This window comes from Geobacter grbiciae (assembly GCF_018531165.1).
In the GTDB taxonomy this organism is placed as follows: domain Bacteria; phylum Desulfobacterota; class Desulfuromonadia; order Geobacterales; family Geobacteraceae; genus Geobacter; species Geobacter metallireducens.
On record NZ_JAHDIW010000012.1, the window covers coordinates 1 to 24,156 of the forward strand.

The window sequence follows — 24,156 nt, forward strand, 5'->3', positions numbered from 1 at the left end:
AGATGCCATGAAGTTATCATCATGCTGCGACAGCAAATGTCACATCAGGCGTCAGCGGAAGATCGACGCTAATCAGGTAATTTTATCGATTATGAGCAGCATCTTTTCCCTTCTCTCTTGCAGGAGGCATTCCCCGGCCTCTCCCTTGAGCATGGCCAGAAGCCGATCGAGCTTGGCCGCTGCTCGCTTTTTGAACGGATCATCCAGGCCGGAGGTGAGCTTTTGGCGGGAAATGCTGAGCGTATTCTGGTCGGATGTGTCGATTCCCTCTGCGCTACTTCCTGGCTCATGTCAGTTTGTGATGAGGATGTGTTGAAAGACTCATTGACTCCCGAAGGGATCATTGCCGGAGAAGCGGCGGGAGCTGTTCTACTTGAACGGGAAGCCGCCGCGCGGCGGCGCAATGCGCCGGTTCTGGCCATTCTTTCGTCATGGGGACGGGGGACGGAGCCCAATCTGTGGCACGGTCCCATTCCCTCTACCGGGCGGGGACTCACCGACGCATTCCTTGAAGCGATTTCTCCTCACGGGGATGGAGGAAAAGGTGTCGTAACGGTCATCGCCGACCTTAACGGTGACCGGCACCGTGCCCTTGACTGGGCCTACACCGAGGGGCGGATTTTTATCGATGGTGATCGGGAGCCGGAACTGCGGCATCCCGCTTTCATCGCCGGGGATTGCGGCAAGGCCACGGGAGCGCTTCTCCTTGCCGACGCCTTGGGGCGTTTCGCCTTCCATCCAGGGTTTCGGGGGACCCTTGCCCTCAGCACCTCCGATGAATCGGGCGCCAGACGGGTCATCTGCCTGGAGCACGGTGACCACGAAGAACGGAAGGGCTTTATTGAACAGCTCCGTGCTCAACTTGCCGGTTAATATCCACGTCCGGCACAAGGAGAAAGAAGCATGTCGGCAACCGTAATCGTCAATGGTCAGACCGTCGTCCACAAAGACAGCGGGGGCGTGCTCACCACTGGCCCCGATGTCTGCCTTACCCCCATGGGGCCTTCGGTAGTGCCGATTCCCTACACCAATATCGCGGTTTCCGCCGATACCAGCCAGGGGAGTACCAGCGTTGCCATGGACAGCAACCCCATCATGCTCAAGGGGTCGGTTTTCTCCAAAAGTACCGGCGACGAACCGGGGAAGGTCGGCGGTGTTTCCTCCGGGATTACCAAAGGGAAGGCCAAGTTTGTCAACTATTCCAGTGATGTCTTTGCCGATGGGAAGCCGGTCTGCCGACGGCTTGACCCCATGGTGAGCAACCTCTCGGCTGCGGGAAACACCCCACCCGCGCCACTGCAGCAGGGAAATGCGAGGGCACGGGGCAAGCAGGCGCAAGGCCATCTCTTGTCGGTCGCCTTGGTGTTTGAACACCCCGATGTGGTCACGGGCCGGACGACCCAGCCGCTCGTCGATCTCAAATACTCATTGAACGGCCCCAAAACGATCACTGTAGCTAAGAGCGAACCCTACACTGGAATCCAGGAATACGTCCCGCAGGGTGGGTACGCCCTTGAATTTGACCGCAATGACCTCAAAGAGAAACTCACGGAAAGGTCAGTCAGTGAAAAACAATCATCCAAAGGGGCTGCGTTCAGGAATCACAAGACGAGCTGATTCGGACACAATTGTTTGAACCAAGAGGGATCCATGAAAACTGTATTCAGAAGAGCACTGCTTGTCATAACTGCAACTATACTAACCGTTTCCTTTACCGCGTGCAAAGGGAGCGCTGGAAACGGATCAGATCACAAAGAACCCGGGAAAGGAGCACAAAAGGGGATGAATACCTATAACATCGGACGGTTCTCCATTGATGTGCCGACAGAAATGAAAGAGGCGGGGCGAACCCATGAGTTCCGGTACGCGGAAATCGAGGAGTTTCTCTGGCCGAAGAACGTAGACAGGGAAGAGGCGCGCAAGGAAGCCTGGGCAAGGAGAATTGCGGAAATAAACAGCAATAGACCCCCGCGTGGAATAAAGAAAATCATTGTTGAAACCAAGGAAAGTCTGTCGGTAGGCAAGTGGTCCAAAGGAGTCTTGTATTACGGGAATGACATGAGTAGCAAAGACGGTTTCTGGATGATAATGGCAGATTATGGCCAAGTTGGCGCAATATTTATAATCAAAGGACTAATTGAATACGAGGAACCAATGTTTGATGACTTGCTCGAAATTGCCAGAAACTACGAGCCAATGAAACAAGATAAAGTCGATTCTTTTCATACTGCTTATGGAAACATAACACTTCCCTACCTCGAACAGGAATCCAGCTATGTTCGATTTGAAGGGCATCCTTTGGATTTGATGCTAGAAATAGAAATGACTGAAACCAATAATGTCGAAGAGTCAGGCCCTGTTGAGCGACTTGCTGCTGCAATATCAACAAACTTTGCACCGACGGTGGATGTAAAAAAAATTCGTGCCCGTAAGAAAAATGTGGCTGGACTTGAAGGGGAAGAGCTTGTCGTGAGGTTGACTGACGGCGGAGAATCGGAGTTACATTTCGGATGGGAATATGCCGGAAAACAAGACTCCGGGGAATACCCTCTGATTCAAATCGAGATGGAAAGTCCCGATGGGAGGGTTGAAGAGAAGTTGAAAGTTTGGGATGCGATTCTTGGCTCCATGAAATCGCTTTACAAAGGTAAGTAAATGTCAACAACCCTTAAGGTCAATCATGAGGAGTTAGTGCGACCGATTTCAGAGCTGAAAACTGATGCACGGCAGCGCATTGCTTTTGATCGCAAGGTCATTCCTATTATTTTCATCCCTGGCATCATGGGGAGCAGGCTAAAAAATCGTTTCAACAAAAGGATATGGGACCCTGACAGACCTGGTTGGATGCTTTGGAAATATGGAATATTCAAGGCTGCCACGGCTCAAACAAAAAAGGCCATGCTTGTTGGAAAGGAATTCTCTCCTGAATATCTGAGAGTAATCAATGACGATGGCAGACATAACAAAAAGTATTTTGCACACCAGTACGACACCCATCGGGCCGACCGCGGTTGGGGAGGGGTGTTGTGGAGCAGTTACGGGACGATCATCAAGGAACTGCAGACGCGCCAGTGGGACCGGACCGTAAACCTTTTTGCCGAATTTCCGGTTCATGCTTTTGGCTACAACTGGACTGCTTCCAACCGGCTGGCCGGTGAAAGGCTCGCCGGCTACATCGATGCCGTGATAACCAAATATCGCGGCATGGGGCGTCAGTGTGAAAAAGTAATCCTCGTCACCCACTCCATGGGGGGCCTTGTAGCTCGGGCCGCCTGCAAACTAAGCGGCGCCGACAATAAGGTTCTCGGTGTCATTCACGGCGTGCAGCCGGCCAACGGTTCACCGGCCGGCTATTGGCGGATGAAGGGGGGCTTCGAGCGGCCCCACACGATTCCCGAAACCGATCCGATGCACTGGTTGAAAACGCCCAAGCGCGCTGCAGCTCACAAATGGAACACCCTGGTTACCAAGGGAGTTGAGTTCGCCCCTGGAATCAGTTTCGGCAAGGGCAATATAACCGCATGGGTGCTCGGCACGGATGGGCGGGAAGTGACGGCACTACTCGGCAATATGCCCGGAGGCTTGCAGTTGCTGCCCAACAAGCGTTATCGAGATAATCACGGCTGTGCCCAGTGGCTGGTGCTCAGAGACGAATCGGGAAAGCGTCGGAATCTCCCGAAGTCGGACCCATACAAGGAAATTTACCGAGCGAAAGATGTCTATTGGCGTCTTGTCAATCCGGAGTGGCTAAATCCTGGAGAGAAAGTCAAATCAAACAAAAAATACCGCAGTAAGACTTCCTGGATTAATTATGGTGAATATCTAACAGAGGCCGAATCCTTCCACGACGCCCTTGGCGGCAAGGTCCATCCCAACACCTACCAGTTTTACTCCACCGGAATAGCCAGCCCTGATCGGGTGGTATTCACCCGGATGCGGGATACCCTGAGAAGCAAGGGAAAACGAATCATCGACATGGTTAAGGGAGATCTGCTCGGCAAGGGCGTCGGTGCGGCGGTCGATGCGGCCAGGGGAGAACTGACCAAGCCTGTGGCCGGCGCCGCCAAAACAACGCTGGCAAAGCCGTTTGCCGGTGGATCCTTGACAGAGTACGTACTGCACCCGAGCAAACTGGTGACCGCCGCGAAGGGACTTGCCGGCGCGGCAAAACAGGTGCCGGGCGCCATGGCCGAAGCGGCGAAGGGCCTTCCCAACGCATTGCCCCGGATAGCCTCCGGCATGCCGAAAGCCATCGGCATCAATGCCGCCAAGAAGGCTGCCACTACCGCTATCGGTTTGGTGGTTCGTGATGATAAGCGGTTCATCGATCGCGGCGGTTACCGCGACAAAGTCGATGAATCCGATCTCCTGGTGTTCAAGGAAAACGGTTCTCCGGCGGAGGTTGCATTCCTCATTACCCTGGAAACCCCGGATGGTGCCGGCGACGGAACCGTCCCCGAGTCATCGGCGAAAGCACTCAAACTTGGAGCCAACAGGACGTTTGCCATCGGTGACGTGGATGGCAATGAGGGGAAATTTGTCGAAAAGAAGGCCCCCCGCACAAAGCCCCAAATCCCGCCCGACTTCGATGAAGGGTGGTTTGACCGTGGACATGAACCAATCTACAAGACACGAAGCGCCACCCACATAACCGTTACCGCCATTGAAAACATGGTGCGAGAGTTGGGCCGGAAAGCGCTTGGCCTCCACTAATCCGCGTTCACGAGGTAGTGGAAGTAATAACCGATAATTGGTGTTCGTATGGACCTTCTCAATTCCACCCCCCTCATCGCCTCCCACAACATCCTTACCGACCGCAACGGCGCTGAAACCCTCCTCGTCGTCGTCAAGGGAACCTGGCGCATCGGGAGGAATGGGGCACTCTCGATAGCTGGCGAGCAGGTGCCCATTCAACTTGAGCCACGCTACCTCGGCGATCCCGCGGCATCGAGCCTCATCTACGATACGGACCTGATTCTGGAAAAGCCGGGCACCGACTGCATCCTTCTCGGTTACGCCTGGGCGCCTAAGGTCGGAGTTGGCTCTGTGGACGTCACCTTCGGGGTGGGGCCATTGCGAAAGACTGTGCGGGTCTTCGGTGAGCGGATCTGGATGAAGTGCCTGGGAATGGTCTCGATGTCAAAACCGGCGCCGTTCGAGAAGATTCCCCTCGTCTGGGAGCGGGCCTTTGGAGGGTCGGACACAAGCTGGCCCGAGCCGAAGGAGCACGAGTTCTGCTTGGAGAATCCGGTGGGGACGGGCCTTCTGGCACGAAAGACGAAGCTGGAGATCGACGGCTTGCGGCTGCCTAATCTGGAGGACCCGGCCCATCTCATCAAAAAGCCAACGGATCGTCCCAAACCGGTGGGGTTCGGACCGATCCCGCCCCATTGGTTCCCGCGGGCTGGTTATGCCGGCACCTATGACGACCAGTGGCGAAAGTATGTAAGCCCTCTGCCGCCTGACGACCTGGACCCGCGCTTCTATTTGGCCGCTGCGCCCGGTCTGACAACGGCCCGGCATCTTGCGGGCACGGAGCAGGTGCTTGTGGAAAACGCTTCCCGGGCCGGAAGGCTTCAGTTTCAGCTGCCTGGAGGAACGCCGAGCGTCTCGGTGCAGATCAGAGCGGCGGTCCTGGAACTGGAGATGCGGCTGGGCACGGTTATCGTCGAGCCGGATGAGGAACGGCTTGTCCTCGTCTGGCGCGGCCATCAGAACGTTCACGGAAAAATCCATGACGTGTACGGTGTCCGTGTCGGTTATGGTGGCCTGTAACCCATTAGTAACCATTGTGGATTTTTTTCTTGACGGCGCTGATATTAAATTGCTAGCTTGTGACCAATTGATTTAAGACAAATTCAATTGGATAGACGATAATACTCAACCATCCGCGAGGATGGGGCGGAAAGCCTACAGGGTCTCTTCGAGACAGCCGGGTTGCCGAAATATCTCACAGATATGCGGCCCCGGCTTTTTTGTGTCCAAAATCCTGGGTCGGAACCACAACCGGGATAAAAGGAGATCATGCGCCAGAAAAGAAAAATTCCCAGTACCGATCGATTGAGCGAAAGCAGAACGAGAACATTTTTTGAGATCAGGGGATGAAAGGAGTCAAAATGAAGATTGTCAGTAAGACGTCAGCGCAGTTCCTTTTTGTCGCGGCTCTGGGAGCAGGCGCTCTGACAGCGTTTCAGCTGAAGGGGACGGAGGCGCTGGCCTATCCCGCGTACTTCACGACCAATTGTGCCGGCTGCCATGCGGCACCGGTGGCCGCTACCTGCAATGGATGCCACCACCACGGCCCCGTGTCGCTGAAAGGCGCCACCAACAAAACGTCCTATGCCCCCGGAGAGTCCGTATCGGTAACCATCAGCGGCGGCAGCCAGAGCGGCTGGGTCAGGGCCATCCTGTATGACCAGAACAATCAGCAGGTGGCCATATCGAGCGGCAACGATAGCGGCATGGGGCACTCGACAACGTTCCCTGCGACCCTGAGTGCGCCGGCGCCGACTGTCCCGGGAACGTACACCTGGAAAGCTGCCTGGTTCGGCAACAGTTATGATTCTACCAATCCGACCGCGAGCGCCCATGGCGAGGTGTCGGTGAATACCAATTCGTTCACCGTTGTGGCTCCGGTCGACACCACCGTCCCGGTCGTGAGCGCCTTTACCCTTCCGGCCACTTCTACGAGCCTCACCGTTGCGGTCAGCTCCTTCACCGCCACCGACAACGTGGGCGTCACCGGCTACCTGATCACCACGAGCGCCACCGCGCCCGCAGCAAGCGCCACCGGGTGGAGCGCCACCGCCCCCACGAGCGTCACCGCTGTTGCCGGCAGCAACACCTTCTACGCCTGGGCTAAGGACGCAGCAGGGAACGTCTCCCTCGCCAAGAGCGCCAGCGTGACGGTCACCCTTCCTGACACCGTCGTCCCGGTCGTGAGCGCCTTCACGCTTCCGGCCACCGCCACGAGCCTTACCGTTGCGGTCAGCTCCTTCACCGCCACCGACAACGTGGGCGTCACCGGCTACCTGATCACCAAGAGCGCCACCGCGCCCGCAGCAAGCGCCACCGGGTGGACGGCCACCGCCCCCACGAGCGTGACCGCCGTGGCCGGCAGCAACACCTTTTACGCCTGGGCCAAGGACGCAGCGGGCAACGTCTCGCTCGCCAAGAGCGCCAGCGTCACGGTCACGCTCCCTGACGCCACCGTCCCGGTCGTGAGCGCCTTCACCCTGCCTGCGACCTCCACGAGCCTCACCGTTGCGGTCAGCTCCTTCACCGCCACCGACAACGTGGGCGTCACCGGCTACCTGATCACCAAGAGCGCCACCGCGCCCGCAGCAAGCGCCACCGGGTGGACGGCCACCGCCCCCACGAGCGTGACCGCCGTGGCCGGCAGCAACACCTTTTACGCCTGGGCCAAGGACGCAGCAGGGAACGTCTCCCTCGCCAAGAGCGCCAGCGTGACGGTCACCCTTCCTGATGCTACCGCCCCGGTGGTGAGCGCCTTTACCCTTCCGGCCACTTCTACGAGCCTCACCGTTGCGGTCAGCTCCTTCACCGCCACCGACAACGTCGGCGTCACCGGCTACCTGATCACCAAGAGCGCCACCGCGCCCGCAGCAAGCGCCACCGGGTGGACGGCCACCGCCCCCACGAGCGTGACCGCCGTAGCCGGCAATAACACCTTCTACGCCTGGGCCAAGGACGCAGCAGGGAACGTCTCCCTCGCCAAGAGCGCCAGCGTGACGGTAACGCTCCCTGACACCACCGCCCCGGTGGTGAGCGCCTTTACCCTTCCGGCCACTTCTACGAGCCTCACCGTTGCGGTCAGCTCCTTTACCGCCACCGACAACGTCGGCGTCACCGGTTACCTGATCACCACCAGCGCCACGGCACCGGCGGCATCCGCCACCGGCTGGAGCGCCACTGCCCCCACGAGCGTGACCGCCGTGGCCGGCAATAACACCTTCTACGCCTGGGCCAAGGATGCAGCAGGCAACGTCTCCCTCTCCAAGAGCGCCAGCGTGACGGTTACCGTCGCCCCTGCGGACCTCACCCTGACCATATCCGCCCTGGCCAACGGTTCGTACACCAACAAGGGAACCTTGAACATCAGCGGCGTCGCCATTGATGCCGCCGGCATCAAGTCCGTAACCGTCAACGGGCAGACCGTTACCGTCAATCCGGATGGTTCCTTCAGCTATGCACTGTCACTCCAGTCCGGCGCCAACACCGTAACGGTCGTCGCCACCGACAATGCCGGCACCCAGAAGACCGATATCCGCACCATAACCTATGACCCGGCCGCGCCGGTTCTGACGGTCTCCGCGCCGGCCGACAACAGCACCACCACCCAGTCGTTCATTACCTTGAACGGCACCATCAGCGAAACCTCCACCGTCAGCGTCAGCGTCAACGGCAGCGCCCCGCAAACCGCTGCCATCAGCGGCAACTCGTATACCGCCACCGTTTATCTGGTGAAAGGTGTGAACACCATCAGCATCAGCGCCACCGACCTGGCCGGCAACATCACAACCGCCAAGAGGACGGTAACCTACAGCGGCGTGAGCAATAACCTCGCACTTGCGGTTACCTTCCCCAATCAGGACATTACCACCAAGTATCCGTACCTGGTCCTCAAGGGGACGGTTGTCGACAACGAGAAAGTGGCCGTCAAGATTATCATGGACGGCAAGACCTACATCCCTGTAGTTGATGATGGCGTATTCATGCAGCGTCTCGTTTTCACCACTCCCAAGCTGTATGCCATTACCGTCATTGCCACGGATGCGGCAGGCAACAAGAGCACGGTCACTCGTAACGTGATTTACCGTCCCGGGTATGACCACGATGATGATTAATCTGTACCAGTAGTGACGTAGATGAAAAAAGCCACCCCCGACGGGGTGGCTTTTTTCTTTCGCTGGCATGACGGATAAGCGACACGCCGGGGCGTCCTCATGCCGCGTCAGTGGCCCCGTTCTTCCTCTCTCATCTGGCGCTGTTCCTGCTGTTGACCTCGTTTTTGCGGTTGCTCCCGGTTTTGCATTCTTTGTTCTTGAGGCCTGGGCGTCTCGCGCTGGATATCCCTCCGCTCCTGGCGCTGCTGGGGAGGACGTTGCGAGGGACCGCCCTGCTGCTCCGGTGCCCTCATCCGACGCTCTTCCTGCCGTCGTTCTCTCTGGCCGGGAACCGGCGCACTTTGCTCTCTCTGCTGTGCCGGGGCTCTCATCCGACGCTCTTCCTGTTTTCCCCGTTGCACGGGCAAAGTTTCTCTCGGGCCTCTTTGCTGCTCCGGGGCTCTCATGCGGCGCTCTTCCCGCTGTTCCCGCTGGGAAGTCGCGGGTGCCCCCTTCTCTCCCCGAGGCTGGAAGTGCTGGCGGACCGCCTTGTCGCGCGGCTGGTAACGATAATGCTCGCGGCGTATCGCCTGCTGCTGCTCCACCGTGGGATACCGATCTCCCGAATACTGCCGCTGGTAGACAGGCAGCGGGGCGCGGGGAGGAGCCGAGCCACGTTTCCACTTGTTCCACCCTCTTCGCTCATGCTCCCATTCGCGTCCCCAGTGCTCGCCCCAGCGGGGAGGGGCATCCGGCCGCCACCTGTGAAAGTACGGTGGGGGATGCCGGTAGTAGCGCACGGGGATACGGAGGATGTAGACCGGAACCACGTCCGGTTCCACGATCCACCAGGGGCCGTTGTACCAGTAACTGGCGTACCAGTCGTCGTCGTAGTAAATCCAATACAGGCCGTCATAGAAGAAATAGTTGGCAGCCACCCGCGGCGCGTAATAGACCGGGTAGCCCGGCACCGGGACCAGGTCCGGGTAGAGCGGCAGGTTGATCCCGATGCTTACATGGGGCAAGCCGATGCCGATGCTCACCTGGGCCGGGACCGAAGTCACCGAGCACAACAGCATCCACAGTAAAACGACTCCGCAGCAAATTTTCCGCATATCGTCCTCCATTTCGTCTGAAGCACAACAAGTTTATCCCCTGTTGCCAAGCTGTCAAACAGGACCTTTAGGCGGAAAACATCAGGTAACACAAAGGCCGCCCGGAACACCCGGACGGCCTGTGCTTTCTTAGCCCATGATCGGCGTCAGCAGCGGATCAGAACCGGACCTGCACGCCGTAGGGGTCCTTGATCTCCACCTTCGGGTCAAACGTCAGCTTCTTCTCGCCCCGTTGATCCAGGTACTTGTTCAGCTCCAGGTTGACGGTGAGCGGCACATCGACGCCGGCCTTGGCCAGGGCCTGACGGAGCAGGGCCTCGGCCTTGGTGGCGAAGGCGGTGGCGTCCCCCAGCACCCGCATGGCCTCGGTGGGGTTGTGGAAGCCGACGGAGTTCTCGGCGCCGATGAAGACGCAGCGGTAGAAGGCTTCCTCATAGAGATCTTTCGCCCGGTCGTAGAGGGCCTTGTCGATCTGTTTTCCCTGGGCCTGGGCGGCATGGACCTTCTCGAAGAGCTTGGCCACGGTTGCGGTGGCGTAGCCGGAGCGGAGCATGAGGGAGACGGTCCGGTCCTGGATGGCGATGACCTGGTCCCGGAGCCATTCGGGTTTTTCGGTGTGGCATTGGATGCAGGCCTTCATGTCATTCTTTAGGGGACTCATGACCCGGTGGTCCGATACCTTGAAGGCGCCGACCCGGGTGTAGGGCATATGACAGTCGGTGCAGGCCGCCCCGGCCTTCCAGTGGACGCTGTTGTTGGAGAAGAGCTCATACTCGGGGTGGCGGATGAAGCCCAGCTTGAAGCCGGTGACCGTCTGCGTCCACTCCCCCACGCTGGCATCGCTGCGGATCTGCTTGATGATGTTCTCGACCGAGATGTTCCCCATCTTGCTTCCCTGCCAGGGGAAGTAGACCCCGGTCGACTTCTTGTCGGCGTCCTTGGGGATGTTGTAGGTGACGTGGCACTGGGCGCAGACGAGGCTCCGCATCTCCTGGCGGGACAGCTTCGCCTGGTCGACCCCCAGCTTCTTCAGGGCCTCTCCGAGGGTGAAGCCCCGGGAAATCCTGAGACTCATGTCCTTGTTGTCGTGGCAGTCGATGCAGGCCACCCCGAGGGTCTTATGCTTTTCGGGAATCTTGGCGAGGACATCCTTGAAGGGGGTCTTGAAGTAGTCGATCCCCATCTCCTTTTCGAGTTTGGGCGCGTAGGGGGTCTTGCAGGTGAGACAGACGCCCCCCGCCTTGAGGCGGGCCGAGTCGATCTCCAACTGGTCTCGCACCATGTTGGCGTGGCCCCGGGGCTCGTTGTAGGCGATGCCGAACCCCCAGCCGTTGAAGAGGAGTGCCATGTAGGGGAACTCGGAGAGCTTGTCGTAGGTGACGTGATCGGCGTCGAAACCCCGCTTGTACTTGCTCTTGCCAGGAGGCTCCGGCTCCTCGGTCTTTTTCCACATTTCGTATTCGGTCGGATAGGCCTTGCCCCAGACGGCCGGGTCGACTTCGCCATCGGGGATCTGGACCGTCTTTACCGGCTGGGCTTTCTCCGGGGCGCATCCCCCGAGGACAAACAGGGTTGCCGCGGCAGCCAGCGCGATCAGGGGTGCAACAGGATTCAGTCGTCTCATTGTTGAGCCTCCTATAAGGTTTCCATGGCCCCGCTCCGCGTGTGGGAGACGCGGCGGTGGCATTTCCAGCATTGGCGTTCAGTATCGATGTGGGTCACGGTGGTGTCGTGGCAGCGGACGCAGTTCTTCTGGAGAACCTCTTCTCCGTGCTTCGAGAGCCTGATGATCTCCGGCACGTGTCCCGAATAGAAGAAGATGGCGTCCTTCGCGCCGTCGATGGATTTCCAGATATAGTGGACCGCGAGGTTCTCGTTGGGGAGGTGGCAGTCGACGCACTTGACCCGCCGGTGGGCACCGGTGTGGATCCATGCCTCGTATTCATTTTCCATGGGGTGGCACCCGACGCAGAAGTCGGGGGTGTCCGATTTGGCCAGCAGCTTCGGCGGCCCGAAAAGCACGAAGAGCGCCACCGCCGCTACGATTACGCCGATCGCCAGGTAGATGGCCTGGTTTCCGGTCCCGGGCAATCCCATATCGTTCACCTCCTTCTTGGTGATGTGCCGATTGTAATGATATGTGACTAACAGTATATCTTCCAATCTTCGCCTCGCAACGGTGAAATTCTTCCCCTTGACTTATGTCAAAGCGACTAATTGAAGAGGTCGTATTCTAATGAAGGTCGGACGCTCACGTCAGGGAGCAACCGGCACATCCGGGGTCTGGGCTGCTCCCGGCAGCTGCGGCACATTTTGTCGGCACATGATGAAAGGGGCAGGACCAGAGGATGCAAATCTCCCACGAAAGGAGCAAGAGAGGTGAATGAAATGCTGATGAGTAATGTGAAGCGGTGGGCCGCCGTCACGGCTTTTACCGCAATGGCGGCGGTCGGTACGGGGTGTGCCCCGAAAAAGGTGGAACAGGACAAATCGGCGAGCGTCGCCGACGGGACCATCGATCCGGCCGGATGGAAAAAGGCCTATCCGGCCCAGTACGAGCTCTGGAAAAAGACCGAGGAGCCGACCCCGACGGGCAAAAGCCGTTACAAGAAGGGGTATGACGAGGACGGGGTTTTCTACGACAAGCTGGATGAGTACCCCTTCCTGGCGCTTCTCTATAACGGTTGGGGGTTCGGCGTCGAGTACAAGGAGCCCCGGGGCCACGCCTACATGATCCATGACCAGTTCGAGGTGGACCCGGCACGGCTCAAGGCTGGCGGCTCCTGCCTCACCTGCAAGACCCCCTATGCGCCGGAGCTGCAGCAGCGGCTCGGCAAGGACTACTTCTCGAAGCCCTATAAGGAAGTTCACGCCCAGATTCCCAAGGAACACCAGATGCTCGGTGTGACCTGCATCGACTGTCACAACGGCAGTGACCTGTCGCTGAAGATTTCCCGTGGCTTCACCCTCGGCAAGGCCCTGGAGAAGCTCGGCGTCGACCGGGCCAAGCTCTCGGCCCAGGACAAGCGGACCCTCGTCTGCGCCCAGTGCCACGTCACCTATGCCATCCCCAAGGATGGGAACATGAAGTCCACCGATGTCTACTTCCCCTGGGACGGCAGCACCTACGGCGGCATCACCATCGAGAACATCATCAAAAAGCTCCGGAGCAGTCCGGCTAACGGCGAGTGGACCCAGGGAGTGACCGGCTTCAAACTGGCCTTTATCCGCCACCCCGAGTTCGAGCTTTTCTCCAACAACAGCCCCCACTGGCAGGCGGGTGTCTCCTGCGCCGACTGCCACATGCCTTCTACTACCGCGGGGAATCAGAAGGTTTCCGACCACCGGGTCATGAGCCCCCTGAAGAACGACCTCAAGGCCTGCGCCCAGTGCCACACCGAGACCCCGGACCAGCTCCGCGGCAAGGTCTACGCCATCCAAGACCGCACCATGTCCCGGTTCATCCGGACGGGCTATGCCACCGCCACCGTGGCCAAGCTCTTCGAGATGACCAACAAGGCCGGGGCCCAGGGGAAACAGATCGATAAGACCCTCTACGCCCAGGCCAAGGACCACTACGAAGAGGCATTCTACCGGGTGGTCTTTATCGGCGCCGAGAACTCGGTTGGCTTCCACAACCCGACCGAGGCCACGCGGGTGCTGGAAGATGCGGCTATGCACGCCGGCAAGGCCGACGGGCTCCTGCGGCAGGCCCTGGCCAAGGCAGGGGTGACGGTTCCCGCAAAGGTCGACCTGGAACTGGAGAAGTACGTGAACAATCGCGGAAGCAAGAAGTTGATGTTCAAGCCCGAGCACGAGATCAAAGACCCCCTTGCGGGGAAGTAAAGAAAACGGGAATGGGAACCGGAGCCGGTAGAGCAATCTGCCGGCTCCGCCCTTTTCCGAACGAGGTACCAATGAACAAACCGAATTTTCACTCACGCATCCCCACTTGGCGAGCCCTGGTCCAGTGGGGCTTTTTCGCCTGGGTAGTCGTCATCGGCATCCGCTTCGGCGCCTTTGTCCGCCACTTCGAGACAGGGGGAGCCACCCCGCTGGTCACCCGGCCGCCGGGGGTGGAGGGGTTCCTTCCCATCGGCGCCCTGGCCAGCACGAAGCTCTGGCTCGCCACGGGGACCGTCAACCCGGTCCACCCCGCGGCGCTGGTCATCTTCCTCACCATCGTCGGCATGAGCCTGGTGGCGAAAAAATCGTTCTGCTCCTGGCTCTGCCCGGTGGGGACCCTTTCGGAGGCTGCCTGGAAGCTGGGGCGGCGCCTCTTCGGGCGCAACTTCCGCGTCTGGCCCTGGCTTGACGTCGCGCTGCGGGGGGTGAAGTACCTCCTCCTGCTCTTCTTTGTGAAGCTTATCCTCATCGACATGCCGGCCCTGGCCCTTTCGGCCTTTCTCGATGCCCCCTACTGGGCCGTGAGCGATGTGAAGATGCTCCACTTCTTCACCAACATGTCGGCCACCACGGTGGTGATCCTCGCCATTCTCACCGGCCTGTCGTTTTTTTACAAAAATGCCTGGTGTCGCTACCTCTGTCCCTATGGCGCGCTCCTGGGGGTGGCGAGCTACCTGAGCCCCTTCAAGATCCGGCGCGATACGGCCGGCTGCACCGGCTGCCTTACCTGCGTGGCCAGCTGTCCCGAGCGTGACGTGCTCCGGATGGCGCCCCCTTTCTGGCGCCGCCCCCTTCCCGCCTGGGTCTTCCCGGCCCTGGTGGTGCTCCTCTTCGTCGCCGGCATCGGCACCGGCATGGCCACCGGGAACTGGCACAGCTCCCTTTCCGCCGACGACTATCGCCGGCTCATACCGATGGTGCCGTACCTGAGCCATTGAGGCCGCAATAAATTCGGCACAGCTTGACGCAGGTCAAGGAACAGGTACCGTATTATCTCGTAAGGTAGCAAAAACAGGAGGTGGTCCCATGCCAGACACTACGAACGACAAGCTCTTGCGCCTCATCGCTGAAGGAGTCCCCGACGCCGTCATCTTCGCCGACCGGGAAGGAATTGTCCGGATCTGGAGCCCCGGGGCCGAGCGGATGTTCGGCTTCACCGCCGCCGAGGCGGTTGGGCAGTCCCTGGACCTCATCATCCCCGAGAACCTCCGGGCCCGGCACTGGGAAGGGTACCGCAGGGTCATGGAAACAGGAGAAACCCACTACGGGACAAAGCTCCTGTCGGCGCCGGCCCTGTGCAGCGCCGGCGGCCGCATCTCCACCGAGTTCTCCATGGCGCTCGTGCGCGACTGCGAGGGAGCCATGGCCGGCAGCGGCGCCATCATCCGCGACGTGACCGAGCGCTGGCAGAAGGAAAAGGCCATGAAGGAGCGGTTGGCGGAACTGGAGCGGCACGAGGCGGAGAGGAACGGGTAGGTGGAATACTTCATTGCAGCACACGCCCTCTGCTGGGGGCTCGTGGCGGTCGTCGCTCTTTTCCGACCGCTATACGGCGAAAGCGACCGATGAAGCGTCGGATCGTGCAACTTCCCCGCAAGATGAGGGGGCGGGGGGGACGGCCCTCCTCGCCCCCTTTGTCGCTTAAGTACGCCATCTGGGGCTTTCTGAGCAGTACGGTGGGAATCCTTGCCATTTTCACCGTGACCCGCATGGCGGGACACCCCTACCTGATCGGCTCCTTCGGGGCTTCGGCGGTACTCCTCTTTGGTGCCCCTGATGCAACCTTCGCCCAGCCCCGTAACCTGATAGGAGGGCAACTCCTTTCCGCCGCCGTTGCCGTGGCGGTGGTGGCCTGCGGCGGAAGTGGCCCCGTGGCCATTGCCCTGGCGGTGGGGCTGGCAAACCTCCTCATGTATGTCACCCGAACCGTCCATCCTCCGGGGGGCGCCATTGCCCTCCTCGGGGTGCAGGGGCACGTGGGGGCCTCCTACCTCATCGACCCGATCCTTGTGGGAGTACTGATCCTCCTGACGGTCGCCCTCTTCACCAACAACATCGTCCACCACCGGCAGTATCCCAAGTACTGGTGGTAATGGTGGCGGCGACGAGGGAAAATACCTTTGACTCCCCCCGTTCCCCCCTTTACAATTTCACCATGGATATCCGGCTCCTGTCAGACGTCGCCGGCGTGATCCTCGTCGGCGGCCGGAGCCGTCGCATGGGGCGCGACAAGGCGCTCATCCCCCTTGGGGGCAAACCCCTCGTGGAGCGGGTCATCGATGCTTTTCGCCCTCTCTTCGAGCGGACCCTCCTCGTGGGTGATCGCGGGGAGCGGTTCGCATCCTACGGTCTGCCGGTCTTTCCCGATATCCATCCCGGAAGCGCTCTGGGCGGTCTCTACACAGGCCTGGTCCGGGCGGGGACTCCCCATGTGTTCGTCTCGGCCTGTGACGTGCCGTGGCCCGACCCGCGGGTGATCGCCCGGCTCTGCTCCCTGCGGGAAGGGTTCGACGTGGTGGTCCCCCGCACCGTGGGGGGAAGCGAACCCCTCTTTGCCGTCTACGGCACCGGATGTCTCCCGGCCATGGAACGGATGCTCCGGGAGGGGAACTACCGGATCTACGATTTCTATCCCGAGGTGCGGACCCGCTACGTGGAACAGGCGGAGCTGGCCGACCTGGTGACGCCGGCGCGGACCTTCGTCAACGTCAACACCCCGGAAGAGTTTGAAACCATTCGAAACAAGGAGGAAGGGATGGCGATCAAGGCGGTATCGTTTGTGGCAAAATCGGGGACCGGCAAGACGACCCTCCTCGAAAAGGTGATTGCGGAGCTGAAGGGACGGGGATACCGGATCGGGGTCATCAAGCACGACGCCCACCGCTTCGATATCGACCATCCGGGAAAGGATTCCCACCGCCTCACCGCGGCCGGGGCCGACACCATGCTCATCGCCTCGCCGGAGAAACTGGCGCTGGTGAAGAAGTATGACGAAGCCCCCTCCCTCGATGATCTCCTCGCCACCTACTTCGGCGATGTGGACATCGTCCTGACCGAGGGATTCAAGAAGAGCGGCCTGCCGAAGATCGAGGTGCACCGGATGGAACGGAGCGCCACGCTCCTCTGTCGGGGCGAGGAGCACGACCCCACCCTCGTGGCTGTGGCCAGCGACGCGGCCTTGGCGCTGGACGTGCCGGTCTTCGACCTGAACAATCCGGCCCAGCTGGCCGACTTTGTGGAGCGGACGTTCCTTGCCGCGGGTGCAGCCTGATGGATGGCATCTTTCGAGGAAACCGATGAAACTCGTTGACAGCCATGGGCGGAGGATCAACTACCTCCGCCTCTCGGTCACCGACCGCTGCAACCTCCGCTGCCGCTACTGCATGCCGGCCGAGGGGGTGGAGATGTTGAGCCACGGCGAAATCCTCTCCTACGAGGAACTCTCCCGGATTGCCCGGGCCGCGGTGGCCATCGGCATCGAGAAGATCCGGATCACCGGCGGCGAACCCCTGGTCCGCAGGGGGATCGTACCGTTCCTGGCCGGAATCGCGGCGCTGCCGGGACTGCGGCAGCTGGTCCTCACCACCAACGGCATCCTCCTGCCGGAGATGGCGGCGGATCTGCGCCGGGCCGGGGTCCAACGCCTCAACATCAGCCTCGATTCCCTGAAGCCGGAGACGTTCCGCGACATCACCCGCACCGGCAATGTGGAGCGGGTCCTGGCCGGCATCGACGCGGCCGTGGTTGCCGGCTTCCCCCCCCCGAAGATCAACATGGTGGTGATGCGCGGGGTGAACGACGACGAGGTGGTGGATTTCGCCCGCCTCACCCTCGACCACCCCTACACGGTCCGCTTCATCGAATACATGCCGGCCACCCGGGAGGAGAACTGGCAGCGGCTCTGCATCCCGGCCCAGGAGGTCCTCGACCGGATAGCCGCCAGTCACGAGCTGGAGCCGGTGGAAAGGGGGGACATGGCCGGCCCGTCGCGGGATTTCCGCATCTGCGGCGCCGCCGGGACCATCGGGGTCATCTCCGCTGTTTCGGGGCACTTCTGCGGCGAATGCAACCGGATCCGGGTCACCTCCACCGGCATGGCCAAGAGCTGCCTCTTTTCCGACGAGGGGCTTGACCTGAAACCGTTTCTGGGGGAGAACGCCCCGGCGGTGCTGGAGGATGCCCTGCGGCGGCTGGTGGGATGCAAGCCGGCACGCCATGGGATGGATGGGGAGAAGGCGGAGCATGCGGCCTTCTCCATGGCGAAGATTGGTGGGTAGGACTACGTTACTAACCGCGAGGTTCATATGTCTGCAAAAGTGATAGCCGTCTGCATCAGCGAGAACAAGGGTGAGCGGAAGACGCCGGTGGCGAGCGTGGAGCTTCGGGAGAACCACGGCATTGTGGGCGATGCCCACGCGGGGGAGTGGCACCGGCAGGTGAGCCTCCTGGCCGCGGAGAGCATCGAAAAGATGCGCAAGATGGGGCTCGACGTGGACAGCGGCGACTTTGCCGAGAACATCACCACCGAGGGGATCGACCTTCCCGCGCTCCCGGTGGGGACGCGGCTCGCGGTGGGGGAAACGCTCCTGGAGGTGACCCAGATCGGCAAGGAGTGCCATACCCGCTGCGCCATCTACCACCAGGCCGGCGACTGCGTCATGCCCAAGGAAGGGATCTTCGCCAGGGTCATCACCGGCGGGGTGGTAAAACCGGGTGATCCGATTGCCGTGGTTCGCGGGGGGTAATGTTACCGTTTCTCCCCGCATGTTACCCATACGTAATACCCTTTGAATCAGGTCGTTCCCTCCTGAATATCCCTGCCTGAAAAAATCGCACAAAAATAGACAGTTGCGGAATCCATGGTTTTTTGCCCTTTTGGTAGGTTCCTTGCTAAACGGAAGGGTGAGGCCATGTTCTGCGGCCTCTGAGCGCCGTTCGAACAGGGACAGTATCGAACCATTACAGGAGGTAATGTATGTGCGGGAGCAAACATCACGACAAACATCTCTGCACCCTGAAGAGTAACGGCGAGCCCCACAGGTCCGGCACGGTCAGGGTGGAGTGCGGTCACTGCGGGGCACGGACCGATGACCCGGGAAAGGTCTGCGACCCGATAACGCGACCAGTCATAGGATGGTTCAGCAATGGTTCCGACTATCTCGACTAGGAGACACTAACACAACAAGGCCACTTCGCTGACGGGAAGTGGCCTTTCCTTTTCCTGCGAGACCGAACAGAACGTTGAGGAACAGGGCCATGAATGTGACTGCCATTGACGAAGCGATCGACAAATATGTCCATGAACGGATGATGAACAAGGGAAAGCAACCAGCCGCGACACGATTCCTCTCCTACGCGTACCTGAAGTACGGGGGAGACGATCTGGCTGAATTCATGAAAAAGGTGGAGGGGTTGCTATGCTACTACATCGACTATCTCAAGGTCATGGGGAACCCGCTGAAAGGGCCGGAACTGGCGTGGTTTCTGTCCATGCTTGTGGTAGGCGCGGCCAGTTGCTACCTGATGAATTCGGAAGAGTTGTGGCCTGTCGGAATAGCGGTTTTTGCCGGCACGCTGGTTCATGCCGGTTCACTCCTCTGCCATGCTGCCCGCAAATGGTGTGAGGCAGGGGTCATGATCGCCATTTACCGGGAGATCCTGGAGCTTGCCGAAGGTGAGGCCAGGGGGGCAGTGTAACCCTTTTTCCTTTCCCTCCGGGCCCTGTCACCCCGTGTTCCGCAGCCCCGCGGCAATGCCGTTGATGGTGGCCGCCAGGACGTAGTTCAGCTCGTCGCTCTCTTCCCCGGCCCGCTTGCGCCGCAGCAGCTCGATCTGGATCATGCTCAGGGGGTCGATGTAGGGGTTCCGCAGCCGCAGCGACGCGGTCAGGGCCGGGTTCTTTTCCAGAAGCCGCGCCTGGCCCGTGACCGCCAGAACCATCCGCCGGGTCCGTTGGTATTCCTCCACAATCATGGTAAAAACCCGCTCCCGGACGTCAGCGTCGGTCACCAGGGATGCGTAGAGCCGGGCAAGGGGGAGGTCCACCTTGGTGAGGGCCAGTTCCACGTTCCTGATCAGGTCGAAGAAGAAGGGGAAGCGCCCCATCATGGAGCGGAGGAGCTCCATCCGTTCCTCCCCCCCGGCGGCGAAGCGCTCCAGGGCGAAGCCGACCCCGAACCACCCCGGTATCACGTGGCGGCTCTGTATCCAGCCGAAGCCCCAGGGGATGGCCCGCAGCTCCGCTATGTCCCGGCTCCGGCTCCGGCGCGCGGGGCGGGAGCCGATCTTCGCCAGCTCGAATTCCAGGACCGGCGTGGCCTGCTCGAAGTAGGGGAGGATGTCGGGGTTGCCGGTGATCCGCTCCCGGTAGAAGGCGAAGGCGCTCCCCGACATCTCCTCCAGGGCTTCCTCCCATGCCGGTTCGGGCCGTGTCTCCACGAGGCCGGCGCGGGCCAGGGTCTCCAGGGAGGCGGCCACCATCAGCTCCAGGTTCCGTTTCGCCAGGGACGGGTCGGAGTATTTCCAGTTGATGACCTCCCCCTGCTCGGTGATCTTGAGGGCGCCGGAGAAGCCGTCGGCCGGCTGGGCGATGATGGCCCGGTGGGTGGGGCCGCCCCCCCTCCCCACGGTGCCGCCGCGGCCGTGGAAGAGGCGCAGGCGCACCCCGCACTCCTGGGCCACCCGCTGGAGATCACGGTGGGCCTTGTGAATCTCCCAGGTACTCGTGAACATCCCCCCGTCCTTGTTGGAATCCGAATAGCCGAGCATCACCTCCTGCCGGCGTCCCCACGAATCGAGAAACGGCCCGTATTCGGGCGAGCACCAGAGGGCGCGGCAGATCTCCGGCGCGTGGCGCAGGTCTTCGATGGACTCGAAGAGGGGGACCGGCATCACCCCCGGGTCCTTCCCGTCCGGCGAGGCGGCCACGCGGATGCCGCAGAGCTCCATGAGCCAGATGAGGGAGAGGGTGTCCCGGGCCGAGGAGGCGCCACTGATGACGTAGCTCCTGATTGCCCTGGGGGAGTAGTGCTGCTTCAGCTTCGCCACGGCCCGGAGGGTGTCGAGGAGTTCGGTGGTCTCGGCGGACGGGGGGGGAGGGACGGGGTGGACCCCCTCCCCGCAGCTGCCGGCGCCGGCGGCAAGCTTTGCCACGGCCCGGGCATGGATCCGGGCATGCTGTCGGATATCGAGGGCGTGGAGGTGGAAGCCGAAGGTCTCCACCTGCCGCAGGAGCGGGTCCACGTAGCGGCGGGCCAGCCGCTCCCCTTCCCCCTGGGCGAGGCTTGTGCGCACCAGCATGAGGTCGGCGGCGAAGGTACCGGCATCGGGATAGGCGTCGGGGTGGTCTTCCCCGTCGCGGGTCTGCATGAGGCGGTGGTGGACACACCGGAGGAATTTCCGGTATGGCTCGCACTCGGGGTAGATGCCGGTTTCCGCGGCGGCTCCGGCCAGGGCAGCGACATAGCGCTCCAGGGCCTCCCGGAGCTGTGGCGAGACCGCCACCCGGTTGGTTGACGGCGTCAGGAGCTCCTTCAGTTCCTCCACCCCGTCCAGGTAGCGGGCGAGGATCATCTGCCGGGCTGATTCCAGGGCGTGCCGGGTGGACTCGGCCGTTACGTTGGGGTTGCCGTCCCGGTCCCCGCCGATCCAGGAGCCGAAGCGGATTACGGTGGGGAAGGCAGCATCGGGGAGGTCCGCGCCGTAGACCTGGCGGAAATCCTCGGCCATTTCTTCATAGAGGCCCGCCAGGGGCGCCATGAGGGAGCCGGGATAGTGGTCGAGCCCCATCCTGATCTCGTCGGTCACCCCCTGGGGACGGCGGCGCACCTCGTCCGTCTGCCAGAGGGCGGTGATCTCCGCGAAGATGGCCTCCTGTCGCCGGTCAGCCTCGTCGCCGGCCAGGGGGAGGAGGTCAAGCTCCGCCAGCTCCCGGGCGATCCGGCGTCGCTTGAAGAGGACCACACGCCGCGCCACTTCCGTCGGATGAGCGGTGAAGACCGGCATGATCTCCACCTGCCGCAGCAGATCGAGGGCTTTTTCGGCCGTTATTCCCCCATCCCGCATCCGCATCAGGGTGCCCAGCAGGGAACCGGGCTTCACGGGGGCAGCGGGTGAAAGTTGCGTGGCCCGGCGCCGGCGCATCCGGTGGTTGGTCTCCGCCAGGTTGGTGAGCTCGAAGAAGGTCCCGAAGGCCTTGACGATCTGGTAGGTCTCGGCCACGGTCATCGTTCCCACGATCCTGACGGCCCGTTCCTGGAGTTCCTGCTCGGCGGGGCTGTCGAGGACCGCTTCCTCCTGGTCGGCGAGTGCCCGATGGCTGATGGCCAGCCGACGGAGCTCTTCCTCGGCATCGTAGGCAGCCGGCCCCGCCTGCTCCTTGATCACCTCACCCAGCAACCGACCCAGGGAGCGGACATCGCGCCGCAGCGGGATATCCTTCAGGGCCGGGTCCAGGGTCATCAGCTCGTTCAGCCGCACGGCCTGGTCGTCCGCCTTCCAGAACAGCTCTCGTTCCGCCATGATTTCATCCTCCGGTGATGGTTGTGTCCCTGTTGTTGCTGCTGTGATTCAAATGCCGTGCCGCTGGGTTGGCATTCCCACGTGAAGGGGTGGCGCTTGCTCTGCCAGTAGGGGCGCGGCAAGCACCGCCCCTACAAATGTACCCCATTTCGAACCATATGAAAGAACGCGGATCATCCGAATCCGCGTAACCCTTCTCACCCGCCACGTTACGCTATGGAAACATCTGCTTGTGCCCGCCGGCACCTCCTGCCAGTGAGTGCCCTTAAAAAACTCCGCAAAATCAGATAGTTAATTTTTTTTATGGTGACCATCACTTTTGGTATGCCGATTGCCATTATATCGGCAACCTGCTCTTCCTGGTGTATGGTCAGCCGCCTGATCTCTGTGTCAGGGCCGTGGCAGACTGTCAAAATCCGGAAGATTAGTTGGCTGCAGCCGATGCAGCACTATCAAAAGCTGAGCGACGTTAACAAAGGGCATGAGGAGGTCTCTATGCAGTTGACAGGATTAAAGTATGGAAGAAGGCTGCTCGATCTGGTGGAGTTTCCCGTGTCGCAGGTTCTGACAGAGGATGCTTCCCACGATGAGATCAATGAGCTGATTGCATCCCATGGCGGCAAGTGTATTGTCAAACCGGTGTTCCTCGGTGGCGTGGGGAAAAAGGGTAAGGCTGGTCTAGTGCGCATTTGTTCCAATGTCTTTGACGCGATGGTCGCCAAGCGTGACCTCTTCTTTGCCACCCATCACCAGGGGAACCGCGAGGTGCAGGCCTGTGGCGTGACCTTTGAAGGATACATCGCCTCGGACATCGAGATCTACGTGAGCATCTCCGAGTCCAGTGAATACCGGATGCCGGTCCTCCTCCTGACCACCAAGGGTGGGGTCGACGTGGAAGATGTCCCCCCCGAGGACAAGCGGACCATCGTCTTCAACCCGGTCACCGGCGTGAAGTCGTTCCATATCAACGATGCCCTGCGGGAGCTGAAGTGCCCCCCCCAGTACATCAGTTCCCTCGTTCAGCATCTGCCGAAGCTCTGGCAGGTCTATGACAACTACGGCCTCACCACCCTGGAGCTGAACCCCATCCGGATGGGGAAGGTGAAGGGGCGCTACGTCCCCTTCGCCTGCGACATCAAGGCCTCCTTCGACCAGGACAACCCGGCCTGGAAACGGCTCGGCTACCCGGAGGAGATCTTCTCCACCACCATCACCCAGTTCGAGTCGGAGATCAATGTCCTGCGGACCCACCAGGGGCAGAGCGACGTGACGGAGGTGAACCCCAAGGGGACGATCCTCCCCTTCATCTTCGGGGGCGGGGCCAACAGCGCTGCCACGGAGATCCTGGCGGACCGGGCCATCATCTCCTCCGACTTCGGCGGCAACCCCCCCTACGAGAAGATCAGGGCCATTGCCGACATCACCTTCAAGCACTGGCTTCCCCAGGCGAACGTGGTGCTCCTGATCGGGGGACGGGCCAACAACACCAACATCTTCACCACCTTCAAGGCGATCTTCGATTCGCTTCGGGAGCACATCCGCCTGAACCCCGACGTCTTCGTGGTGGCGGGGCGGGGCGGTCCCATGGTGGTGGAGGGGATGGTCTACGGCAGGGACGTCCTCGACTCCCTTCGTGTCCCCTACCGCTTCTTCGGCCATGACAGCAGCATGATGAGCGTTCTGCAGCATGCCATCGAGATCGATTCGTTTCTTGAGCCGAAACCGGTCGCGGTGGCGCCGAAGCAGATCAAGGCCAAGGCGGCGTGAGC

The 24,156-nt window shown here is 60.9% G+C and carries 20 protein-coding genes and 1 riboswitch; of the genes, 16 read left to right on the forward strand and 4 right to left on the reverse strand.

The genetic code is table 11. The features are described 5' to 3' along the window. The first annotated feature begins 117 nt into the window (after positions 1 to 117). From KJB29_RS13845 to KJB29_RS13870, 6 genes are all read left to right on the forward strand, one after another. Positions 118 to 873: a hypothetical protein gene (locus KJB29_RS13845; protein ID WP_246561495.1), complete on the forward strand. Its 756-nt coding sequence runs from the start codon at positions 118 to 120 to the stop codon at positions 871 to 873. Between the two features lie 30 nt (positions 874 to 903). Next, positions 904 to 1,617, forward strand: a complete 714-nt coding sequence (locus tag KJB29_RS13850; protein WP_004513999.1) for a DUF4150 domain-containing protein — start codon at positions 904 to 906, stop codon at positions 1,615 to 1,617. Between the two features lie 33 nt (positions 1,618 to 1,650). After that, positions 1,651 to 2,655 (forward strand): T6SS immunity protein Tli4 family protein, encoded by a 1,005-nt coding sequence (locus KJB29_RS13855; protein WP_004514000.1) that lies wholly within the window; start codon positions 1,651 to 1,653, stop codon positions 2,653 to 2,655. Beyond that, complete coding sequence (locus KJB29_RS13860; protein WP_004514001.1) at positions 2,656 to 4,713, forward strand: esterase/lipase family protein; 2,058 nt, start codon at positions 2,656 to 2,658, stop codon at positions 4,711 to 4,713. A gap of 48 nt (positions 4,714 to 4,761) precedes the next feature. After that, positions 4,762 to 5,775, forward strand: coding sequence for a DUF2169 family type VI secretion system accessory protein (locus KJB29_RS13865; RefSeq protein WP_004514002.1), 1,014 nt, complete (start codon positions 4,762 to 4,764; stop codon positions 5,773 to 5,775). 93 nt (positions 5,776 to 5,868) lie between these two features. Then, positions 5,869 to 5,945, forward strand: a riboswitch (cyclic di-GMP riboswitch). Between the two features lie 171 nt (positions 5,946 to 6,116). Next, entirely contained in the window at positions 6,117 to 8,867 is a 2,751-nt protein-coding gene (locus KJB29_RS13870; protein WP_011365648.1) for a hypothetical protein, read from the forward strand. Positions 8,868 to 8,974: 107 nt separating this feature from the next. On the opposite strand, the gene KJB29_RS13875 is transcribed toward KJB29_RS13870, so the two are convergent. The 3 genes from KJB29_RS13875 to nrfH all read right to left on the reverse strand — a co-directional run bounded on the left by KJB29_RS13875 (position 8,975) and on the right by nrfH (position 12,058). Further along, positions 8,975 to 9,925 (reverse strand): hypothetical protein, encoded by a 951-nt coding sequence (locus KJB29_RS13875; RefSeq protein ID WP_238378962.1) that lies wholly within the window; start codon positions 9,923 to 9,925, stop codon positions 8,975 to 8,977. A gap of 193 nt (positions 9,926 to 10,118) precedes the next feature. Beyond that, positions 10,119 to 11,585 carry an ammonia-forming cytochrome c nitrite reductase subunit c552 gene (locus tag KJB29_RS13880; protein ID WP_215735040.1) on the reverse strand — a complete coding sequence of 489 codons (1,467 nt, stop codon included), beginning with the start codon at positions 11,583 to 11,585 and terminating at the stop codon, positions 10,119 to 10,121. A gap of 11 nt (positions 11,586 to 11,596) precedes the next feature. Next, a complete protein-coding gene (gene nrfH / locus KJB29_RS13885) occupies positions 11,597 to 12,058 on the reverse strand; it encodes a cytochrome c nitrite reductase small subunit (RefSeq protein ID WP_004514006.1) in 462 nt (153 codons plus the stop codon). 291 nt (positions 12,059 to 12,349) lie between these two features. Between nrfH and KJB29_RS13890 the strand changes: the two genes are divergently transcribed. From KJB29_RS13890 to KJB29_RS13930, 9 genes are all read left to right on the forward strand, one after another. Further along, entirely contained in the window at positions 12,350 to 13,807 is a 1,458-nt protein-coding gene (locus KJB29_RS13890; protein WP_215735041.1) for an ammonia-forming cytochrome c nitrite reductase subunit c552, read from the forward strand. Between the two features lie 71 nt (positions 13,808 to 13,878). Then, entirely contained in the window at positions 13,879 to 14,805 is a 927-nt protein-coding gene (locus KJB29_RS13895; RefSeq protein WP_215735042.1) for a 4Fe-4S binding protein, read from the forward strand. Positions 14,806 to 14,893: 88 nt separating this feature from the next. Continuing rightward, positions 14,894 to 15,343, forward strand: a complete 450-nt coding sequence (locus KJB29_RS13900; RefSeq protein WP_004514009.1) for a PAS domain-containing protein — start codon at positions 14,894 to 14,896, stop codon at positions 15,341 to 15,343. A gap of 89 nt (positions 15,344 to 15,432) precedes the next feature. Next, on the forward strand, positions 15,433 to 15,960 hold the full coding sequence (locus tag KJB29_RS13905; RefSeq protein ID WP_215735043.1) for an HPP family protein: 528 nt from the start codon (positions 15,433 to 15,435) through the stop codon (positions 15,958 to 15,960). A 62-nt stretch (positions 15,961 to 16,022) separates the two neighbouring features. Next, the gene (gene mobAB, locus KJB29_RS13910) at positions 16,023 to 17,138 is read left to right on the forward strand and encodes a bifunctional molybdenum cofactor guanylyltransferase MobA/molybdopterin-guanine dinucleotide biosynthesis adaptor protein MobB (RefSeq protein ID WP_215735133.1); all 1,116 of its coding nucleotides are present in this window, start codon (positions 16,023 to 16,025) and stop codon (positions 17,136 to 17,138) included. Positions 17,139 to 17,163: 25 nt separating this feature from the next. After that, positions 17,164 to 18,144, forward strand: a complete 981-nt coding sequence (gene moaA / locus KJB29_RS13915; protein ID WP_215735044.1) for a GTP 3',8-cyclase MoaA — start codon at positions 17,164 to 17,166, stop codon at positions 18,142 to 18,144. A 27-nt stretch (positions 18,145 to 18,171) separates the two neighbouring features. Further along, positions 18,172 to 18,612, forward strand: a complete 441-nt coding sequence (locus KJB29_RS13920; protein ID WP_215735045.1) for an MOSC domain-containing protein — start codon at positions 18,172 to 18,174, stop codon at positions 18,610 to 18,612. Between the two features lie 230 nt (positions 18,613 to 18,842). Then, the gene (locus KJB29_RS13925) at positions 18,843 to 19,034 is read left to right on the forward strand and encodes a hypothetical protein (protein ID WP_215735046.1); all 192 of its coding nucleotides are present in this window, start codon (positions 18,843 to 18,845) and stop codon (positions 19,032 to 19,034) included. Positions 19,035 to 19,123: 89 nt separating this feature from the next. Further along, positions 19,124 to 19,564 carry a GSU0071 family protein gene (locus KJB29_RS13930; protein ID WP_215735047.1) on the forward strand — a complete coding sequence of 147 codons (441 nt, stop codon included), beginning with the start codon at positions 19,124 to 19,126 and terminating at the stop codon, positions 19,562 to 19,564. Positions 19,565 to 19,591: 27 nt separating this feature from the next. Here KJB29_RS13930 and KJB29_RS13935 read toward each other — a convergent pair whose 3' ends face one another. Beyond that, positions 19,592 to 22,387: a phosphoenolpyruvate carboxylase gene (locus tag KJB29_RS13935; protein ID WP_215735048.1), complete on the reverse strand. Its 2,796-nt coding sequence runs from the start codon at positions 22,385 to 22,387 to the stop codon at positions 19,592 to 19,594. Positions 22,388 to 22,882: 495 nt separating this feature from the next. Between KJB29_RS13935 and KJB29_RS13940 the strand changes: the two genes are divergently transcribed. Beyond that, on the forward strand, positions 22,883 to 24,154 hold the full coding sequence (locus KJB29_RS13940; RefSeq protein ID WP_004514017.1) for an ATP-grasp domain-containing protein: 1,272 nt from the start codon (positions 22,883 to 22,885) through the stop codon (positions 24,152 to 24,154). Positions 24,155 to 24,156 lie beyond the last annotated feature (2 nt).